This is a genomic window from Herbaspirillum sp. Her3 (genome assembly GCF_057961275.1).
In genome coordinates, this window is the sequence record NZ_CM176328.1 from 3,207,668 (window position 1) to 3,228,095 (window position 20,428).

General features: G+C 64.3%; 11 protein-coding genes. 3 read left to right on the forward strand and 8 right to left on the reverse strand.

Going from position 1 to position 20,428, the window contains the following annotated elements:
- Positions 1-48: 48 nt before the first annotated feature.
- On the forward strand, positions 49-795 hold the full coding sequence (locus tag ACVC5H_RS14580) for a pseudouridine synthase (protein ID WP_145602334.1): 747 nt from the start codon (positions 49-51) through the stop codon (positions 793-795).
- 71 nt (positions 796-866) lie between these two features.
- Here ACVC5H_RS14580 and ACVC5H_RS14585 read toward each other — a convergent pair whose 3' ends face one another.
- On the reverse strand, positions 867-1,352 hold the full coding sequence (locus tag ACVC5H_RS14585) for a cyanophycin metabolism-associated DUF1854 family protein (RefSeq protein WP_489618564.1): 486 nt from the start codon (positions 1,350-1,352) through the stop codon (positions 867-869).
- A 4-nt stretch (positions 1,353-1,356) separates the two neighbouring features.
- A complete protein-coding gene (locus ACVC5H_RS14590) occupies positions 1,357-3,633 on the reverse strand; it encodes a cyanophycin metabolism-associated ABC transporter (RefSeq protein WP_489618565.1) in 2,277 nt (758 codons plus the stop codon).
- A 673-nt stretch (positions 3,634-4,306) separates the two neighbouring features.
- Between ACVC5H_RS14590 and ACVC5H_RS14595 the strand changes: the two genes are divergently transcribed.
- Together ACVC5H_RS14595 and cphA are read left to right on the forward strand one after the other, a co-directional pair.
- On the forward strand, positions 4,307-6,505 hold the full coding sequence (locus tag ACVC5H_RS14595) for a cyanophycin synthetase (protein ID WP_489618566.1): 2,199 nt from the start codon (positions 4,307-4,309) through the stop codon (positions 6,503-6,505).
- Positions 6,506-6,558: 53 nt separating this feature from the next.
- Positions 6,559-9,132 (forward strand): cyanophycin synthetase, encoded by a 2,574-nt coding sequence (cphA, locus tag ACVC5H_RS14600; protein ID WP_489618567.1) that lies wholly within the window; start codon positions 6,559-6,561, stop codon positions 9,130-9,132.
- A 97-nt stretch (positions 9,133-9,229) separates the two neighbouring features.
- On the opposite strand, the gene def is transcribed toward cphA, so the two are convergent.
- The 6 genes from def to ACVC5H_RS14630 all read right to left on the reverse strand — a co-directional run bounded on the left by def (position 9,230) and on the right by ACVC5H_RS14630 (position 20,220).
- Positions 9,230-9,766, reverse strand: coding sequence for a peptide deformylase (gene def, locus ACVC5H_RS14605; protein WP_489618568.1), 537 nt, complete (start codon positions 9,764-9,766; stop codon positions 9,230-9,232).
- Positions 9,767-9,853: 87 nt separating this feature from the next.
- Complete coding sequence (gene galU, locus ACVC5H_RS14610) at positions 9,854-10,744, reverse strand: UTP--glucose-1-phosphate uridylyltransferase GalU (RefSeq protein ID WP_489618569.1); 891 nt, start codon at positions 10,742-10,744, stop codon at positions 9,854-9,856.
- 118 nt (positions 10,745-10,862) lie between these two features.
- Positions 10,863-12,935 carry an NAD-dependent DNA ligase LigA gene (ligA, locus tag ACVC5H_RS14615; RefSeq protein WP_489618570.1) on the reverse strand — a complete coding sequence of 691 codons (2,073 nt, stop codon included), beginning with the start codon at positions 12,933-12,935 and terminating at the stop codon, positions 10,863-10,865.
- A gap of 24 nt (positions 12,936-12,959) precedes the next feature.
- On the reverse strand, positions 12,960-14,300 hold the full coding sequence (locus ACVC5H_RS14620) for a cell division protein ZipA C-terminal FtsZ-binding domain-containing protein (RefSeq protein ID WP_489618571.1): 1,341 nt from the start codon (positions 14,298-14,300) through the stop codon (positions 12,960-12,962).
- A gap of 408 nt (positions 14,301-14,708) precedes the next feature.
- Positions 14,709-18,239 carry a chromosome segregation protein SMC gene (gene smc / locus ACVC5H_RS14625; RefSeq protein ID WP_489618572.1) on the reverse strand — a complete coding sequence of 1,177 codons (3,531 nt, stop codon included), beginning with the start codon at positions 18,237-18,239 and terminating at the stop codon, positions 14,709-14,711.
- Positions 18,240-18,447: 208 nt separating this feature from the next.
- Positions 18,448-20,220 (reverse strand): methyl-accepting chemotaxis protein, encoded by a 1,773-nt coding sequence (locus ACVC5H_RS14630; RefSeq protein WP_489618573.1) that lies wholly within the window; start codon positions 20,218-20,220, stop codon positions 18,448-18,450.
- Between the last annotated feature and the right edge of the window lie 208 nt (positions 20,221-20,428).

A 20,428-nucleotide genomic window follows, 5' to 3' on the forward strand; every position in this document is an offset into this window, starting at 1 on the left:
CTCACCCTCGCCGCTGGCCGGCCCTCCGTTTTTCGCAAGGCAATCCCCATGACTGAACCTGTACGACTTTCCAAACGCATGTCCGAACTCGGCCTGTGCTCGCGCCGCGAAGCCGACGAGTGGATCGAGAAAGGCTGGGTGCGCGTGGATGGCCAGGTGGTGTCGGTGCTGGGCAGCAAGGTGCTGCCGCACCAGAAGGTCACCGTGGAACGCCAGGCCAGCGCCGAACAGGCCCAGCGCGTGACCATCCTCATCAACAAGCCCATGGGCTACGTCAGCGGCCAGGCCGAGGATGGCTACAAACCGGCCATGGTGCTGGTCAACGAACAGTCGCGCTGGGCCGAAGACCAGACCGAGATGCGCTTCCACCCGCGCCAGTTGAAGAGCCTGGTGCCGGCCGGACGGCTGGACATCGATTCGGTGGGCCTCCTGGTACTGACCCAGGATGGCCGCATCGCCAAGCAGCTCATCGGCGAGGATTCGGCGGTCGACAAGGAATACCTGGTGCGCGTGCAATACACCCGCCCCGGCAAGCTGCCCGAATCCGATCTCAAGCGCTTGAACCACGGCCTCATCATGGATGGCAAACCGCTGCGCCCGGCCAAGGTGATGTGGCAGAACGAGGATCAGCTGCGCTTCATCCTGCGCGAAGGCAAGAAGCGCCAGATCCGCCGCATGTGCGATATGGTCGGCTTGAAGGTCATCGGCTTGAAACGCGTGCGGATCGGTGGGGTGAAGCTGGGCGAACTGCCGACCGGACAGTGGCGCTATCTGCGTCCAGATGAAAAATTCTGATCGTGCTCGCCTGAATGAAGAAACGGCCCTGACTCACCATCAGGGCCGTTCTCTTTTCAGCGTACAAAGGATCAGAGGAAACGATCCAGTATCTTGCGGCTATGCTTGTCCAGCGCCTTCTGGTCGCGGATCAGGAACTGGATGCCGTGGCTGTCCGCAATCAGCAGTGCCGGCGCAGCCAGGCGGCGGATGTCTTCCTCGCCCTTGAGCGTGAAGGTGGTGGTGCCGCGCGTGGTCTGCACGGTCCAGTCGCTGGGCGTGGCGAAGGTGGAAACGCTGACGATGCGCTGGATCTCCGGCATGAATTCGCGGCTGGCGAGTTCTTCTTCGATCAGGCGGCGCGTCGGGACATCCACTTCGTCCAGAGTATCGATCCAGGCCAGCTCATGGCCATCGCTGCTGACCAGAGACAGGCCGCGTTCAGGCGATGTGATCGGAAATGCACGCACCGGAATCACGTGCTCGTGCAAGCCGCCCTGGGCGTCGGTCAGCACCAGGCGGCCAAAAGCATTGCGTTCCAAAGTGAAGGTTTGGGCAGAATTCATCAGGGTGCTCATGGTCTTATTCGCCCTTCTCTTCTTCGCTCACCGAGACCCCGGCCTCGCCGTCAGGATTGCGCGCCTGGGCCTGGTAGAGCTTGTAGTAATGCCCTTCGCGGGCCATCAGTTCTTCATGGTTGCCGACCTCGACCACCTGGCCGCGGTCCAGCACCACCAGCCGATCAGCCTTGCGCAGCGTGGACAGGCGGTGGGCAATGGCAATCGTGGTACGGCCTTGCACCAGGTTGTCCAGCGCCTTCTGGATTTCCTTTTCGGTGGTGGTATCGACCGAGGAAGTGGCCTCATCCAGGATCAGGATGCGCGGATCGATCAGCAGCGCACGCGCAATCGAGATGCGCTGGCGTTCGCCGCCCGACAGTGCCTGTCCGCGCTCGCCGACCAGCGAATCGTAGCCTTGCGGCAGGCGCAGGATGAATTCATGTGCGTGGGCGGCACGGGCTGCGGCGATGATTTCTTCACGCGTCGCTTCCGGCTTGCCGTAGGCGATGTTCTCGGCAATGGTGCCAAAGAACAGGAAGGGTTCCTGCAGCACCAGGCCGATGTTGCGGCGGTATTCCGAAATCGGCAGGGAACGGATGTCCACGCCGTCGATGCGAATCGCGCCTTCGGAGACATCGTAGAAGCGGCAGATCAGGTTCACCATGGTCGATTTTCCCGAACCGCTGTGGCCGACCAGGCCGATCATCTCGCCCGGCGCAATGGACAGGCTCATGTTGCGGATCACTGCGCGGTTGCCATAGCGGAAACCGATGTTGCGCACTTCGATGGCGCCCTGCACCTTTTCCAGGTGCACCGGATTGGCCGGCTCCGGCACGCTGGACACGTGGTCCAGGATGTCGAAGATGCGCTTGGCGCCGGCCGCGGCCTTCTGCGTGACCGAAACGATGCGGCTCATCGAATCCAGACGGGTGTAGAAGCGGCTGATGTAGGCCAGGAAGGCCGTCAGCACACCCACCGTGATCTGGTTGCTGGAGACCTGCCAGATCCCGAACACCCACACCACCAGCAAGCCCACTTCGGTCAGGAAGGTCACGGTCGGGGTGAACAGCGACCAGATCTTGTTGACCCGGTCATTGACCATCAGGTTGTGGCGGTTGGCTTCGCGGAAACGCGCCACTTCGCGCTTTTCCTGAGCAAAAGCCTTCACCACCCGGATGCCAGGGATGGTATCGGCCAGCACGTTGGTCACTTCCGACCAGATGCGGTCGATCTTTTCGAAGCCGTGTCGCAGGCGGTCGCGCACCACGTGGATCATCCAGGCGATGAACGGCAGCGGCAACAGCGTCACCAGCGCCAGCCAGGGATTGATGGAGATCAGGATGGCCGCCGTCATGATGATCATCAGCACATCAATGGCGAAATCCAGCAGATGCAGCGACAGGAACACGCAGATGCGGTCAGTTTCCGAACCGATGCGCGCCATCAGGTCGCCGGTGCGCTTGCCACCGAAATATTCCTGCGACAGCCGCAACAGGTGCGCATAGGTGGTGGTACGCAGGTCGGCGCCGATGCGTTCGGACACCAGCGCCAGGATGTAGGTCCGCGCCCAGCCCAGGCCCCAGGCCAGCAATGCTGCGCCCAGCAGGCCCGACAGGTAGAGCGTGGCCCGATGGGTATCGATGGGTGCGCCGTTCTGGAACGGGATCAGCACATTGTCCATCAGCGGCATGGTCATGTAGGGCGGCACCAGCGTGGCAGCTGTGGAGGCCAGCGTCAGCAGGAAGCCCAGCAGCAGCGAGCCCTTGTAGGGCTTGGCAAAGCGCGACAGGCGAAACAGCGCCCAGGTGGAAGGCGGCGCCTCCTTGGTCTCGGGGCAGATGGCACAGGTTTCCTGGCCTTCCGGCAGCACGGCCTTGCAGGTCGGGCAGACGTCGCCCTCTTCCTCGGCCCGCACGCCCGAGGCCAGCAGTTCGCGCTGCTGCTCGAACAGCTTGATCAGGCGCAGCGCCTGCGGGTTCTGCGCCAGGGTATAACGCCACGCGGCCAGGCGGCCGGCGTCATCGCACAGCTCCAGCGTACCCACGCCGGCATGGTCGACATGCTTCAGTTGCAGCGCGGGGCGATAGGACCAGTCCTGCCATGTCTGTCCGTCGGGGGCCGCGGCCAGCAGGCGCTGGTCGGTGGCCAGCACCAGCGAGGACTTGAAGTGCAGCTGGGCGTCCAGGTCCAGCTCCAGCCAGGCCAGCACGGATTCACCGGGCGCCAGGCGAGCAGCAGTTTCCGTTTGCCAGCGCTCGGGCAGGCTGGCGGTCGCGGAAGGTATTGAGTCAGTAGTCATGTAACGGCAACGTTGAGGCCCGAAGTGAGCAGTTTGGCTATGTATTTGAGGGAGTTCAGGTCTCGCCGGACCTGTTGTCTTGATGCCTGCAGGGATGTGCCGACGGGCAGCGCGCGATTATAGCGCAGCGTCCCCCGCTGCCAATCGACGATCTGTGGACGATCTGCGCGCCCACCCGTGGCCGGCCCTCCGATAACGCGGGAGAGGGCCAAACGGTGTACCGGGATGTTCACTCACTACGGCCCAGTCATGACGATTCCCGCATGATGCGAACGGCTGGACTACCCAAACATTCACCGGCTTAAACGCCCGCAGATTTTTATACCCCCATTGCCACGGCAGCGGGACAGTCTGCGACAATATCGTTCACATCCACCCTTTTGCCCCTCTTCCCGCTCGATGAATTCCGCATTTCGCCTGCACCGCTCCCCTCTTCTTCCCTGCAGCAGGCTTGCCTATTGTTTTCTTTGAAGCAACATCATCGTTCATTCATTTACGGCATCCGGCAAATGCAGTAAACCAAAAGCCGCTCTGCGCGTTACTGATCCATGCGTTATTCTGACAGAGCGCTGACCGGCTTTGCCGGCCGGCACCCTGGTACGGCCGATGCGGCCCGGATCGGCCAACGGTCTCAGGCGCCTTGGGCAACTACAGCGGACTCTCTCCACCACACATGAAAAACATCGAATTCCTCCGTTTCCTGAATCTCAAGGGCCCCAACATCTGGACCTACCGTTCCGCCCTCGAAGTGTGGATCGATATCGGCGAACTGGAAGACTTTCCCTCCAATACCATTCCCGGCTTCGTCGACCGCCTGACCACCTGGCTGCCGACCCTGATCGAACACCGCTGCAGCTATGAAGAACGCGGCGGCTTCGTGCGCCGCCTGCACGAAGGCACCTGGCCCGGCCACATCCTGGAACACGTCACGCTGGAACTGCAGAACCTGGCCGGCCTGCCCGGCGGCTTCGGCAAGGCGCGCGAGACCAATGTACGCGGCGTCTACAAGGTGGTGGTGCGCGCCCGCCATGAAACGGTCACCCGCGCCGCGCTCTTCGCCGCCCGTGACCTGGTGATGGCCGCCATCGAAAACCAGCCGTACGATCTCGATACCACCCTGCGCAAGCTGCGCCGCATGGTCGACCGCCTGTGCCTGGGGCCCAGCACCGCCTGTATCGTCGATGCCGCCGACGAGCGCCGCATCCCGACCATCCGCCTCTCCGAAGGCAACCTGGTGCAGTTGGGCCACGGCTGCAAGTCGCGCCGCATCTGGACGGCCGAATCCGACCAGACCGGCGCGATTGCCGAAGGCATCTCGCGCGACAAGGATCTCACCAAGTCGCTGCTGCAAACCTGCGGTGTGCCGGTCCCCGAAGGCCGCCTGGTGGAAAGCCCGGAAGACGCCTGGGATGCCGCTCAGGACATCGGCCTGCCGGTGGTGGTCAAGCCCTGCGATGCCAACCATGGCCGTGGCGTCTTCATCGACCTCAACACCCGCGAAGAAATCGAGACCGCCTTCAAGGTCGCGCTGGAAGAAGGCAGCGGCGTGCTGGTCGAACGCTTCATCCCGGGCCTGGAACACCGCCTGCTGATCGTCGGCGGCAAGCTGGCCGCCGCCGCCCGTGGTGAACCGATCTTCATCGTCGGCGATGGCAAGTCCACCGTGCAGGACCTGCTGGACGAACTCAACCGCGACCCGCGCCGCGGCCTGCTGGAAGAACACCTGCTGGACCCGGTGCTGCTGGACCGCGAACCGGCTGCCGCGCTGGAACTGCAGCGCCAGAACCTGACCACCGAGTCCGTGCCTGCTGCCGGCCGCCGCATCCTGCTGCTGCGCAATGGCAACGTTTCCTCCGACATCACCGACCTGGTGCACCCCAGCGTCGCCGCCGCCGCCTCGCTGGCCGCCCGCATCGTCGGCCTGGACATTGCCGGCGTGGACATCGTGGCCGAAGACATTTCGCGTCCGCTGCAAGACCAGGGTGGCGCCATCGTCGAGGTCAACGCCGGTCCCGGCCTGCTGATGCACCTGAAGCCCTCGGACGGCAAGCCGCGTCCGGTCGGCGAAGCCATCATCGACAACCTGTTCGGTCCGGAAGAAAACGGCCGCATCCCCGTCGTCGGTGTCACCGGCACCCACGGCAAGACCACCATCGCACGCCTGATCGCACGCATCGTGCATCTGTCGGGCAAGCATGTGGGCCTGGCCTGTGGCGAAGGCCTGTACTTCGACGAACGCCTGGTCGAGCGCGGCAACCGTGCCACCTGGGATGCCGCCCATCGCGTGCTGCTCAACCGCGCCGTGGAAGCGGCCGTGTTCGAGAACGGCAGCGCCGCCATCCTGGCCGAAGGCCTGGCCTATGACCGCTGCCTGGTCGGCGTGGTCGCCAACATCGATCCGGCCGACAGCCTGCCCGAGTTCTACATCGAGAACGCCGAGCAGATCGCCACCAAGGTCAAGCGCACCCAGGTCGACCTGGTGCTGCCGGAAGGCGCCGCCGTGCTCAATGCCGACGACCCGCTGGTGGCCGACATGGCCCAGCTGTGCGATGGCGAGGTCATCTTCTTCAGCACCGATCCGGCTTCCGAACTGCTGGCCAGCCACCTGAAGGAAGGCGGCCGCGCCGTGTTCCTGCGCGAGGGCGACCTGATCCAGGCCGATGGCGAGCGCCAGTGCAAGGTCAGCTCGGTGGATGCCATCCCGCTGACCGAAAACGGTGCCGTCGCCTACCAGGTCGAGAACGTGCTGGCCGCCGTCGGTGCCGCATGGGCGCTGGGCATCGGCCCCGAGGTGATCCGTGCCGGCATCGAGCTTTTCGGCACCGAACGCGCCGAAGAGCAAGGCCTGAAGTTCAAGAGCCAGGCGGCCTGAGCCCGGCACGACTGACCGATTCAAGATCAAGAGACACCTAGGAAAAATTGTCCATGGACGTATCCCGCATTCGCGCCCTGCGCGGCCCCAATCTCTGGAGCAGACACACTGCCGTCGAAGCCATCGTTTCCTGCCCGGAAAACGAGCGCGTCATCGATGACATGCCCGGCTTCGAACTGCGCCTGCGCGCCCGCTTCCCGCAGATCGGCTTCCTCGAACCCGATGGCGGCAAGCAGGTCGTCTCCATGGCCCACGCCCTGGCCGCCGCGGCCCTGGCGCTGCAAAGCCAGGCCGGCTGCCCGGTGACCTTCAGCCGCACGGTATCGACCGTCGAAACCGGCATCTACCAGGTGGTGGTGGAATACAGCGAGGAAGAAGTCGGCCGCCTGGCCTTCGACCTGGCGCTGGAACTGGTCCGTGCCGCCCAGGCGGATGCGCCCTTCGACCTCACCGCTGCCCTTACCCGCATCCGCGAACTGGATGAGGACGTGCGCCTGGGCCCCTCGACCGGCTCCATCGTCAACGCCGCCATCAAGCGCGGCATCCCCTATCGCCGCCTGACCCAGGGCAGCATGGTGCAATTCGGCTGGGGCAGCCGCCAGAAGCGCATCCAGGCCGCAGAAACCAGCAACACCAGCGCCATTGCCGAATCCATCGCCCAGGACAAGGACCTGACCAAGATGCTGCTGCACGCAGCCGGCGTACCGGTGCCCAACGGCCGCGTGGTCGAGACCGTGGAAGACGCCCTCAAGGCCGCCGAGGAAATCGGCTCTGCCGTGGTCATCAAACCGCTGGACGGCAACCAGGGCAAGGGCGTGGCAGTCAACATCAGCACCCCGGAACAGATCACCCGCGCCTTCAACAATGCCGCCCTGATCAGCGATGAAGTCATCGTCGAGCGCTACCTGCCCGGCCACGACTTCCGCCTGCTCGTGATCGGCAAGACCCTGGTGGCGGCAGCCCGCCGCGATCCGCCGCAAGTCATCGGCGACGGCGTACACACCATCCGCCAGTTGATCGATCAGGTCAACGCCGACCCGCTGCGCGGCGACGGCCATGCGACTTCGCTGACCAAGATCCGGCTGGACGACATCGCCCTGTCGGTACTGTCCGGCCAGAACCTGGACCCGGAAGCCATCCCCGCCCAGGGTGTGCGCGTGGTCCTGCGCAACAATGCCAACCTCTCCACCGGCGGCACCGCCACCGACGTCACCGATGACGTGCATCCGGACGTGGCCGCACGCGCCATCGCGGCCGCACAAATGGTCGGGCTGGATATCTGCGGCGTGGACGTGGTCTGCAATTCGGTCCACATGTCGCTGGAAGAACAAGGCGGTGGCATCGTCGAAGTCAACGCCGCGCCCGGCCTGCGCATGCACCTCTCGCCGTCCTACGGCAAGGCGCGCGACGTTGGTGAAGCGATCATCTCGACCATGTATGAAGACGGCGACGATGGCCGCATCCCGGTCGTGGCGGTCGCCGGCACCAACGGCAAGACCACCACCGTGCGCCTGATCACCCACCTGCTGGCCAAGACCGGCCTGCGCGTGGGCATGACCAACACCGATGGCGTCTACATCGACGGCCAGCGCACCGATACCGGCGACTGCAGCGGCCCGCGCAGCGCGCGCAACGTGCTGTTCCACCCGGATGTGGATGCCGCCGTGCTGGAAACCGCCCGTGGCGGCGTGCTGCGTGAAGGCCTGGGCTTTGACCGTTGCGCCGTGGCCGTGGTCACCAACATCGGCATGGGCGATCACCTGGGCCTGTCCTACATCAGCACCGTGGAAGACCTGGCCGTGGTCAAGCGCGTCATCGTCGAGAACGTTGCGCCGACCGGTACTGCCGTCCTGAATGCGGCCGACCCGATGGTAGCCAAGATGGCCTCCTCCTGCCCCGGCTCGGTAACCTTCTTCGCACTGGACCCGACCCACCCCATCATGGCCACGCACCGCGCGCAAGGCCATCGCATCGTCTACCGCGACGGCGACGCCATCGTGGCTGCGCAAGGCACGTTCGAAAAACGCCTGAAGCTGTCCGGCATTCCGCTGACCCGTGCCGGTGCCATCGGCTTCCAGGTCGAGAACGTGATGGCTTCCGTCGGGGCCGCCTGGGCACTGAACCTGGACTGGGAGCAGATCACCGGCGCCCTGGCCAGCTTCATCAGTGACAGCGGCACGGCCCCCGGCCGCTTCAACCTGTTCGACTACAAGGGCGCCACCCTGATCGCCGACTACGGCCATAATCCGGATGCCATCCAGGCGCTCATCAGGGCCGTGGACAGCCTGCCGGCCAAGCGCCGCTCGGTGGTCATCAGCGGTGCCGGTGACCGCCGCGATGCCGACATCACCCGCCAGACCGAACTGCTGGGCGATGCCTTCGATGAAGTCGTGCTCTATCAGGACCAGTGCCAGCGCGGCCGTGAAGATGGTGAAGTGATTGCCCTGCTGCGCCAGGGCCTCGAAAAGGCCACGCGTACGAGCGATGTGAAGGAAATCAACGGCGAATTCCTTGCCATCGATACGGCCCTCGCTACCCTGCAGCCAGGCGACCTGTGCCTGATCCTGATCGACCAGGTGGAAGAGGCGCTGGCCCATATCGACCAGCGTGTGAAGGAAAGCGCTTGATTTCAGGTGTACGCTTCACCGCGCCTTGAAACGAACATCCCGGCCTTGCGCCGGGATGTTTTTTTTTGGGCTTCGCCAACGGACCGGAGAGTTTTTCTCAGTCGTCCTGGTTGGGATCAAGCTCAGGGAACAGCACTTCCGTAAATCCGAACTGGCGGAAATCCCGGATGCGCATCGGATACAGGATGCCCTGCAGGTGATCGCACTCATGCTGCACCACGCGCGCATGAAAACCATCGACGGTACGGTCGATTACCTTGCCATACTGGTCCACGCCCTGGTAACGCAACTGCGTCCAGCGCGGCACCACGCCGCGCATGCCGGGCACGGACAGGCAGCCTTCCCAGCCGTCTTCTTCCTGCTCCGACAAAGGGGTCAGCACGGGATTGATGAGCACCGTCTCCGGCACGGCCGGCGCATCCGGATAGCGCTGGTTGTGGCCGAAGCCGAAGATCACCAGCTGCAGATCCACCCCGATCTGCGGTGCGGCCAGGCCGGCGCCATTTACGGCGCGCATGGTCTCGAACATATCCTCGACCAGTTGCTCCAGTTCGGGCGTACCGAACTGCGTCACCGGCTGCGCCTGGAGCAGCAGGCGGGGGTCGCCCATCTTGAGTATCTCGCGTATCGCCATTGCATCTCTCCATGAAAGACGCCCGGCAGGAACCGGGCGTCATTGTGCAGCAGTGCGCCCCTCAAGGCGCGGGGTCCCGGCGGGCGATCAGCGCGCCTTGTTCGCCACTTCCTGCAGATAGTCCGAGAAGGCCGGGCCGGTTTCCGGATGCTTCAGGCCCATAGCCACCATGGCCTTCAGGTAACCCAGCTTGGAACCGCAATCATAACGCTGGCCCTGGTAACGGTAAGCCAGCACGGACTCGGCCTGCATCAGCTTGGCAATGCCGTCGGTGAGCTGAATCTCGCCGCCGGCACCGCGCGGGATATTTTCCAGATAGTGGAAGATGCGGCTGTTGAGCACGTAGCGGCCCACCACGGCCAGTGTGGACGGGGCTTCTTCCGGCGCCGGCTTTTCGACGATGGCGTTGATACGCTCCAGGTCCGGCTGGTAAGGCGTGGCGCTGACGATGCCGTACTGGCGGGTATCGCTCTTGGGCACTTCCTGCACGGCCAGCATGCTCATGCCTTCACGTGCATAGATGTCGGTCATCTGCGCCAGCACCGGCTTGACGCCTGGATCGGTATCCATGAAGTCGTCGGCCAGCAGGATGGCGAAAGGTTCTTCACCCACCACCGGACGCGCGCACAGCACCGCGTGGCCCAGGCCCAGTGGCTCGGACTGGCGGATGAAGATGCAATTGACGCTCTTGGGCACGACGTTGCGCACGATTTCCAGCAGCTTGAGCTTGCCGGCCGCTTCCAGTTCGCTTTCCAGCTCGTAAGCCTTGTCGAAGTGATCTTCGATGGCGCGCTTGTTGCGGCCGGTGATGAACACCATTTCAGTGATGCCGGCAGCGACCGCCTCTTCCACTGCGTAATGGATCAGCGGCTTGTCGACGATGGGCAGCATTTCCTTGGGCTGCGCCTTGGTGGCAGGCAGGAAGCGGCTACCGAGACCGGCGACAGGAAAAACGGCTTTCTTGATCTTCTTGATCATCATCACTCCGAGGTAAAAAGGGGTCTTGTTATATTGTTATGCTGATATCCTGCACCGCGGTCCTGGAGGCCAGAACTGCATACCGGCGGCATTGTATATGAATAAAAAGACAATGTGATTACGCTGCTGACGGATCCTGACCGGCGCACAGTGCCTTGAGTCCGTCTTCGTCGAGGATGGCGATGCCCAGCTCCTCGGCCTTGGCCAGCTTGCTGCCGGCTTCGGCACCAGCCACCACGTAGCTGGTCTTCTTGGAAACCGAACCGGAGACCTTGCCGCCGGCCGCCTCGATCAGCGCAGAGGCCTCATCGCGGGACAGGTTGGGCAAGGTGCCGGTCAACACGAAGGTCTTTCCGGCCAGGTGCTTGGCGCCAGCATCCACGCCGTCGCTCTCGGGCCAGTGTACGCCGACCGCGCGCAATTGCTCGACCAGTTCCACATTGACCGGATCGCTGAAGAAGGCGCGAATCGAGGCTGCCACCACCGGTCCGATGTCGGCCACTTCCAGCAATTGCTCTTCGCTGGCGGCCAGTACCTTGTCGATGCCGCCGAAATGGCGCGCCAGTTCCTTGGCGGTGGCTTCACCCACGTGGCGGATGCCCAGCGCATAGATGAAGCGGGCCAGCGTGGTGGTCTTGGATTTCTCCAGCGCGTCCAGCACGTTCTGCGCCGATTTCTCGGCCATGCGGTCCAGTTCGGCCAGGGCCGACAAGCCCAGGCGGTAGAGATCGGCGGGCGTATTGACGACCTGGCGGTCCACCAGTTGCTCCACCAGCTGCTCGCCCAGGCCTTCAATATCCATGGCCCGGCGTGAAGCAAAATGCTGCAGTCCACCCTTGCGCTGGGCTGAACATTTCAGCCAGCCACCCGAGCAGCGCGCCACTGCTTCATCTTCGGCACGCACGATGGGCGAGCCGCACACCGGGCAGGCGCCGGGCATGACGAAGGCGCGCGCATCGGCCGGACGCTTCTCGGGCACGAAGGCCACCACTTCAGGAATCACGTCGCCGGCACGGCGCACGATGACGGTATCGCCAATCTGGATGTCCTTGCGGCGCACTTCATCTTCGTTATGCAGCGTGGCATTGGTGACGGTAACGCCACCCACGAAGACGGGATTCAAGCGCGCCACCGGGGTGATGGCACCCGTGCGGCCGACCTGGACTTCGATGTCCTGCACCACCGTCAGGGCTTCCTGGGCCGGGAACTTGTGGGCCAGCGCAAAGCGCGGCGCACGCGAGACAAAGCCCAGGTGCTTTTGCTGGTCCAGCCGGTCGACCTTGTAGACCACGCCATCGATCTCGTAAGGCAGGCTCTCGCGCTTGGCACCGATGCTGCGGAAGAACTCCAGCAAGCCCGCCGCACCGGTGACCACGGCACGCTCCTTGCAGACCGGCAGGCCCAGTTCCTGGTACCAGTCCAAGAGGGCCGAATGCGAGGCCGGCATCTCGGCACCTTCCAGCACGCCGATGCCATAGGCGAAGAAGCGCAGCGTGCGCTGTGCGGTGATGCGCGAATCCAGCTGGCGCAGGCTGCCCGCAGCCGCATTGCGGGGGTTGGCGAATTCCTTCTGGCCGGCATCGCGCTGGCGCTGGTTCAGGCGTGCGAAGTCTTCCTTGTACATCAGCACTTCGCCGCGCACGTCGATCACCTCGGGGAGGTTCTCCCCGTGCAGGCGCAGCGGAATGGCACGCACGGTGCGGATGTTGGCGGTGACGTTCTCGCCCGTGGTGCCGTCGCCGCGCGTAGCGGCCTGCACCAGGACACCCTTTTCGTAGCGCAGGCTGATGGCCAGGCCGTCGAACTTCAGCTCGGTGGCGTAGCGCACTTCCTGCAGGGTTTCCAGGCCGTCGCGCACGCGCTTGTCGAAGGCTTCGATGTCTTCATCGGCAAAGCCGTTGCCCAGCGAGAGCATGGGGATGTCGTGGCGGACCGGCTCGAATTGCGGCAGCGGACCGGCGCCCACGCGCTGCGTGGGCGAATCCGGCGTGAGCAGTTCGGGATGGGCGGTTTCCAGCGCCTGCAACTCCTGGAACAGGCGGTCGTATTCGGCGTCCGGAATGCTGGGCTGGTCCAGCACGTAATAGCTGTGGTTGTGGCGGTTCAGTTCGTCGCGCAGCGCATGGGCGCGCGACTGCCAGTCCGGCACGCCTTGCGGGGGCCGTCCGGCGGAAAACATGTCGTCTTGCATCGTAGGGGGAATAAAAACGTGGCCTTAGCTGAACAGGCGCAAGGCACGGGTGGAGCCGGCAGGGATCTCGGCCGATTCCATGGCGCTGTAGAACGCCGCCACCTGTTCGGCGATATCGGAAAGCGCTTCGTCGGTCAGCGGCTGGTCAGTGTCATCGACGATGATCCCGCCCAGGCGGGCCGACAGCGACTTGGCGCACGCCACCAGCGCACCATAGCCATCGCGCGACGGCGCCACGCGGGGTACGTCCAGCAGCAGCGTCAGGCGGTCGGTGGTTTCATCGGTCGGGGTGGCGTTGGTGGAGAGTGCGAACAGGACTTCACCCTCGCCATCCTGCATGACCAGGTAGCCTTCGGTACGGCGGTCGAAGCCCTGGCGGGTCAGCGCCGCCAGCAAGGTAGCCAGGCTCCAGGGCGCGCCTTGCGAGCGCACGTTCACCGACAGCTGGGCATCGTGGTCGATGATGAACTGGTGCAGCGCCTGGGCGGTACGGATGACGTCCGGCATGTCCGGCAGCTCCGGCTCGCCCGAGAGCGCATCGGTCAGGTCGCGCAGGCGCATGACCAGTTCGGAATACTCGATCTCGTTGATGGCATTGCTGCGGTTGGCCAGTTGCGCGCCGGCCAGCAAGGCGTTGTAGATGCTGCCGTGGGCGATGGCTTCCCAATGGCCCTCGGTGGTGCGGCCGATGAAATGCACCGGCTTGTTGCCGACGTGGCGCAGGCCCTGCAGCATCGGCAGCAGTTTCTCGCCACGCAGCGGGTTGTCCAGGGCGATGGGGATGTTGCAGTCGATCAGCTCATCCACCGGCAGCTCGCGCTTGGGCGCCAGACGGGCCTGCATCTCGGGCGGCGGCATGAAGGCCGGGGCCGGGGCGATATCGGCTTGCTCCTCGGCACCGGCGATGACCTGGGCCACGGTCGATTGCGGGGCCTGGGCCAGCGCTTCGACCAGTACCGCGTCATCGGCCGCCACGGCGGCGGGTGCCGCAGCACCCACCGGGGGCTCACCCAGGTAGGGTTCGCGCGGTTCGAACTCGGCCTGGTCCTGGTAGGCCTTCACGGGCGCGGGTACCGGCTTGCGTTCAGGCGCATCGTAGAACGAGGGTTCGGCGCGCCCGGCATCCGGGTCCAGCACCGGCTCGGCCATGCGGGGCGCGGCAGTGCGTTCGGCCAGCGGCGGCGCGAACGCCGGTTCGGCTTCGGTCGGCTCGTCCGGCGACATCAGCACGTCATCGTGCGACGAAGAAAAGGCGCGCTCCACAGTCTTGCGCGCCTTGTGCTCCTGCCATTTGTTATAGGTGATTACCCCGGCGACGAAGACGCCACCCAGGATGATCAGGCTGGTCTGGAGATCCATCATCATGCTGCACGACCTTTCAGGCTGGCGGGCTGGAGGGCGCCATCATGGGCGCCGCGTGGCATGGTCGGCTGGGAAAAGCTGCTCATCGAAGAAATCCGAATCCTATCAATCCAAGAAAGCCCGGACCGCGCGGGCCGCTCACACGGCCATCCGCCGGGACTGCCGCAGCGCTGGCAGCTGCCTGCACCGCCATCATGGCGCCATGCAGATCGGTCGAACGGAGCGGATACAAGTGCGCGGTCAAGATATTGTTATTTTTCCAAGGCCCGCAGGGGCCAAATCTGTACGGTTCCAGCCGGGGCTTGCGCATGCCGCGGGCTGGCCGGCAAGGTTTTCAGGGTACGGTCACGCCCCCTGCTTGTCAAGCCGACAAAGCTTCGGGACCGGCCCGCACAAGCCCCCGGCAGGCCATCAGGCAGCCTGCTCGGCGCTGGAGAAGTTGGCGGCCGACTCCATGTCCACCGCCACGATGCGTGACACGCCCTGCTCCTGCATGGTCACCCCGATCAGCTGCTGCGCCATTTCCATGGCGATCTTGTTGTGGGAGATGAAGAGGAACTGGGTGTGATCCGACATGCGCTTGACCATGTTGGCGAAGCGTTCGGTGTTGGCATCGTCCAGCGGTGCGTCCACCTCGTCGAGCAAGCAGAACGGCGCCGGGTTCAGCTGGAACATCGAGAACACCAGGGCAGTGGCCGTGAGCGCCTTTTCCCCACCGGACAGCAGGTGGATGGTGGCGTTCTTCTTGCCCGGCGGCTGCGCCATGACCTGCACGCCGGAATCGAGGATCTCGTCGCCGGTCATGATGAGCTTGGCCTGGCCGCCGCCGAAGAGCACCGGGAACAGTTCCGAGAAGTGGTGATTCACCTTGTCGAAAGTATCCTGCAGCAGGTCGCGGGTTTCCATGTCGATCTTGTGGATCGCATCCTGCAGCGTGGTGATGGCTTCGTTCAGGTCGGCGTGCTGGGCATCGAGGAAGTGCTTGCGCTCGGAAGCGGTCGCCAGTTCGTCCAGCGCGGCCAGGTTGACCGCGCCCAGGGCGGCGATGGCATTGGTCAGGCGGGTCACTTCGCCTTGCAAATAGGACGGACGCATGTCGCTGGTCAGCTTTTGCGACAGCGCGGCCTCGTCGGCCTGGGTCTGGGCCAGAGCTTCGGAGAATTGCTCCTGGTTCAGGCGCGCGGCCTGTTCCTTCAGTTGCAGTTCGGTGATGCGGTCACGCTGGGGCTGCAGGCTGCGCTCAGCCTGCATGCGCGATTCTTCATGTGAACGAAGTTGCTGCGACAGTTGATCCAGCTCGTGGCGGGCATCGGCCAGCGCCCGTTCCTGCTCGCTGCGGCGGTCCAGCAGCTCCTGCAGGCCGGCCTGGGCGGCCTGGTCGTCCAGGCTTTCCAGCTCCAGCGAGCCCTGCTGCATGCTGGCGAACAGTTGCGCGGCCTGTTCCAGCGCCGTGGCGATACCGCGCTTGAGTTCCTCGATCTTGTTGCGATGCGACTTCTCGGCGAATTCGGTTTCCTGGGCGGCGCGTTCCAGTTCGCGCAGGCGCGTGCGGGCGTCGTTGAGCTGCTGTTCCTTGTTGAGGTAATCGGTCTGGCCGTTCTCGTGTTGCTCCTGCAGCTCGGCCAGTTCGATGTCCAGCTCCTCGAAGCGGGCCTCGGATTCGGCTTGCACCTGCTGCTGCTCGGCTTCCTGCATCGAGATTTCTTCCAGATCGGTGGCGATCTGGGTGCTGCGCTGGTTGAAGCGCTCCTGCACCTCGGCCAGCTTCATCACCTCGATCTGCAGGCTGTGTGCCGACTGGGTGAGCGAATTGACGCGCTGGCGCAGTTCCTGCAGGCGCTGCGACGCCGCCGACAGGGCCGCCTCGGCGCGCACGGCGCGGCCCTTGGCTTCTTCGGCCAGCATCGCTTGCGCACGTTGCTGCTTGGTGATGTTCTCGATTTCCTGCTGGCGCGCCAGCATGCCGTCCTGCTCCGAATCGGAGGCGTAGAAACGCACGCTGGAATTGCTCACCACGTGGCCCTGGCGGGTCACGAAGAGGCCACCCAAGGGCAGCTTGGCACGCTCGGCAAAGGCGCTGGCCGTATCGTCGGCGATGTAGATGTGGTTGAGCCAGTCGTTCATCAGGGCACGCAGGCCCGGATCGTTCAGCTGCAGCAGCGTCACGAAGGGCTTCAGGCCGGCCACCGGCTGGGCTTCAGGCTGGGCCAGGCCGGCGTTGGGCGCGTACAGGGCCAGCTTGGCCGGCGGGGCATCGCTGAAGAAGGCCTTGGCCCAGTCCAGGTTGGACATTTCCAGCGCCGACATGCGCTCGCGCAGCACCGCTTCCAGCGCGGTTTCCCAGCCGGATTCGATGTGCAGCTTCTGCCACAGGAGCGGCAGCTCGGCCAGGCCGTGCTTTTCCAGCCAGGGCTGCACCTTGCCTTGGGCCTGCACGCTTTCCTGCAATTGCTTCAGGGCGGTCAGGCGCGCTTCCAGCTGGGCGTTGGCCGAGGTTTCCTTGTTGACCAGTTCCTGGGCGGTGCGGCGCTCTTCTTCCAGGCGCGGCAACTGCTCCTGCGCCTCTTCCAGATACATGCTCGCCTCTTCCAGCGAGGCCTGCTTTTCTTCCAGCTGCATGCGCAGGTTGGACAGGTGCGTCTCGTCAGGCAGGGCCATGCCGTTCTTTTCCTGCATCAGGCGTTCGCGGCGCGCGGCCAGGCCGGAGAGGATGTTGGAGGCATTGCGCTGGTGCGTCGATTGCAGTTCGATCTGCTGCTGCACCTGCATGATCTTGCCGCGCGATTCAGTAGTCTTGACCTGCGACTCGCGCCATGCCGCTTCCAGCGACGGCAGGCGATCACTGGTGTCCTGCACGGCGTGCTGGGCCTGCTCCACGCGCATGCCGAATTCTTCCAGCTGGATCTCGGCCTCGGCCAGTTCTTCCTGCTGCTGGGTGCCCTGGCGCTGCCACTGGTCGCGCTGCGCGCCCAGGGAGTTCAGCTGGGCCTGCAGGCGATTGCGCGACTCGATGACGAACTTGATCTGCGCTTCCAGGCTGCCGATCTCGGAGTTGGTCTGGTACAGGTGGCCTTGCGCCTGGTGCAGGCGGTCGCCAGCGGCGTAATGCGCCTGGCGCATGTGCTCCAGCTCGGTTTCGACATGCCGCAGCTTGGCGGTCTGCTCTTCCAGGTCGATCTGGGCGCGCTCGATTTCCTTGAAGAAGCGCTCCTGCTCGGCTTTGGCTTCATTCTTGCGCAGCAGCCAGAGCAGTTTCTGCTTTTCTTCCTGGTCGTTCTGCAGCTCGTGGAATTTCTTGGCCACGGCGGCTTGGGCTTCCAGCTTTTCCAGGTTGGCGTTCAGCTCGCGCAGGATGTCTTCCAGGCGCGTCAGGTTTTCAGTGGTGTCGTGCAGGCGGTTTTCGGTCTCGCGGCGGCGTTCCTTGTACTTGGACACGCCAGCGGCTTCTTCCAGGAAGATGCGCAGCTCTTCAGGGCGCGCCTCGATGATGCGCGAGATCATGCCCTGGCCGATGATGGCGTAGGCGCGCGGACCCAGGCCGGTGCCCAGGAAGATGTCCTGGATGTCGCGGCGGCGCACCGACTGGTTGTTGATGTAGTAGGAAGACGTGCCATCGCGCGTGAGCGTGCGCTTGACGGCGATTTCGGCGTACTGGCCCCACTGGCCGGCGGCCTTGCTGGCCGAGTTGTCGAATACCAGTTCGACCGAGGCGCGCCCGGCCGGCTTGCGGTGGGTGGAGCCGTTGAAGATGACGTCCTGCATCGACTCGCCGCGCAGCTCGGAGGCCTTGGATTCACCCAGGACCCAGCGCACGGCATCGATGATGTTGGATTTGCCGCAGCCATTGGGCCCGACCACACCCACCAGCTGCCCCGGAACCTGGAAATGCGTAGGCTCGACGAAGGACTTGAATCCAGATAATTTGATGGAAGTTAGACGCACGTTATCGACAAATTGAAACAGTTAGGAGGAAGCAGGATTTTTGCTTCCGGAACGGCCGGTATCATAACATCGCCCGGCCCCGGCAAGGCCAAAAAGGGCGCGGGATCGCCTCTGGCCGCCCTTCGGGCGGATTTCTGACCATTCATGAAAAACGCCGCACCGGCAACACCCGGTACGGCGTCCATTGCTTCATTTCCAGGGCGCAGGATCAGAAGGTTTCCCAATCCCCATCATCGTTTGCGGGCGATGGCCTGCCCGCAGAGGCCGGTTTGGCGGGGGCTGCAGGCTTGCCCGGCGGCGGCAGCGGCGTTGCAGCCCGGGCCGGGAGCTTGGCAGCGGGCTTCGGGACGGGCTTGGGTGCAACGGAAGGCTTGGCCCCCACCGGTGCCACCTTGGGCGTAGCCGCTGGCATGGGCGCAGCCGCACCCTCCTCGCCTTCGACCTGGAAGGTCGCCACGGCCGCCTTGAGGCGCCGTGCCTGTTCTTCCAGGGAACCGGCTGCAGCGGCCGCTTCTTCCACCAGAGCGGCGTTCTGCTGGGTCACCTGGTCCATCTCGCCGATAGCCAGGTTGACCTGTTCGATGCCACGGCGCTGCTCTTCGGAGGCCGCCGAGATCTCGCTGACGATATCGGTCAGGCGGTGCACCGCCGAGACCACTTCGCCCATGGTTTGCCCGGCGCGCGCCACCTGGTCCGAACCATCGCCCACGCGCTGCACCGAATCCTCGATCAGGGCCTTGATTTCCTTGGCCGCCTGGGCACTGCGCTGGGCCAGCGAACGCACCTCGGAGGCCACCACCGCAAAGCCGCGCCCCTGTTCACCGGCACGGGCGGCTTCCACGGCCGCATTCAAGGCCAAGATATTGGTCTGGAAGGCGATGCCATCGATCACGCCGATGATGTCGGAAATCTTGCGCGAACTCTCGGTGATGCCTTCCATGGTCTGCACCACCTGCCCCACCACCTCGCCGCCGCGCTTGGCGATTTCCGAGGCGTTGTTGGCCAGCTGGCCGGCCTGGCGGGCGTTGTCGGCATTCTGCTTCACGGTGGCGGTCAGCGTATCCATGTTGGAGGCCGTGGTCGCCAGCGAGCCGGCCTGCTCTTCGGTACGGGAGGACAGGTCCAGGTTGCCCGCCGCGATCTCGCGCGCGCCGATGTCGATGGCGTCGGTGCCCTGGCGGATGCCCTTGATGACACCGGCCAGCCGCTCCCGCATGCTGGCCATCTCGAAGAGCAGGCTGCGGTTGTCACCGGCACGGGTATCGACACGCACGGTCAGGTCGCCATTGGCGATGCGGGTTGCAATGCCCACCGCGTAGGCGGGCTCGCCGCCCAGGCTGCCGGTGATGCGGCGGATGATGGCCAGCATCATCACCGACACCAGCACGCCCACTACCACCAGGATCCCGATGAGCCGCAGCACATCTGCCCGGAACTGGGCCTGCACGTCGGAGAGGAACACGCCCGTGACGATGAACCAGTCCCAGGTCTTGTTATGCACTACATAGCTCATCTTGGGGGTGCGGTTGCTGTCGTCGGTGCCAGGCAGGCGGCCCATGTATTGCACGAAGCCCTGCCCCTTTTCCTGGCCGACCTTCATCATTTCGACGTAATAGGCCTTGCCCTCGGAGTCCTTGCGGTCGGCCACGTTCTTGCCCACCATGGCCTTGTTGGAGGGCAGCATCAGCACCACCGGCCGGGAGTCGAAGATGAACAGGTAGTTGTCGCCGTCATAGCGCATGGCGGCGATGCGTTCCAGGGCGTTCTTCTGGGCCTCTTCCTTGGAGACCTTGCCGGCAGCGACATCGGCCACGTAGCTGTTGACCACGCCGTTGGCGGCTTCCACCACGCGGCGCAGGCCATCCTTGCGTTCATCCATCATGTTTTCGCGGGCGCTGTAGGCCGACCAGGCGGCCAGCGCCAGCAAACCGACCCACATCACGACCAGCGCAGACAGTAACTGCGCTTTGAGGCTTTTCATTCTTGTTCTCCGGGAATTTGGGGGGCACACCTTGTGAGCACGCCCGTTTTTGGCGAGCGTCCACCTTACTCCCTGACCTTCCCTGACAATCCGCTGAACAGATTGCTTACCTGGCCCTGATTTTCCGGATTGCGATTTTTCTTTGCCAGCGTACGGGAGGATGAATGAATGCACATGGAAGCCCGGCCGAGCGGTTTCTTGCTTGTTT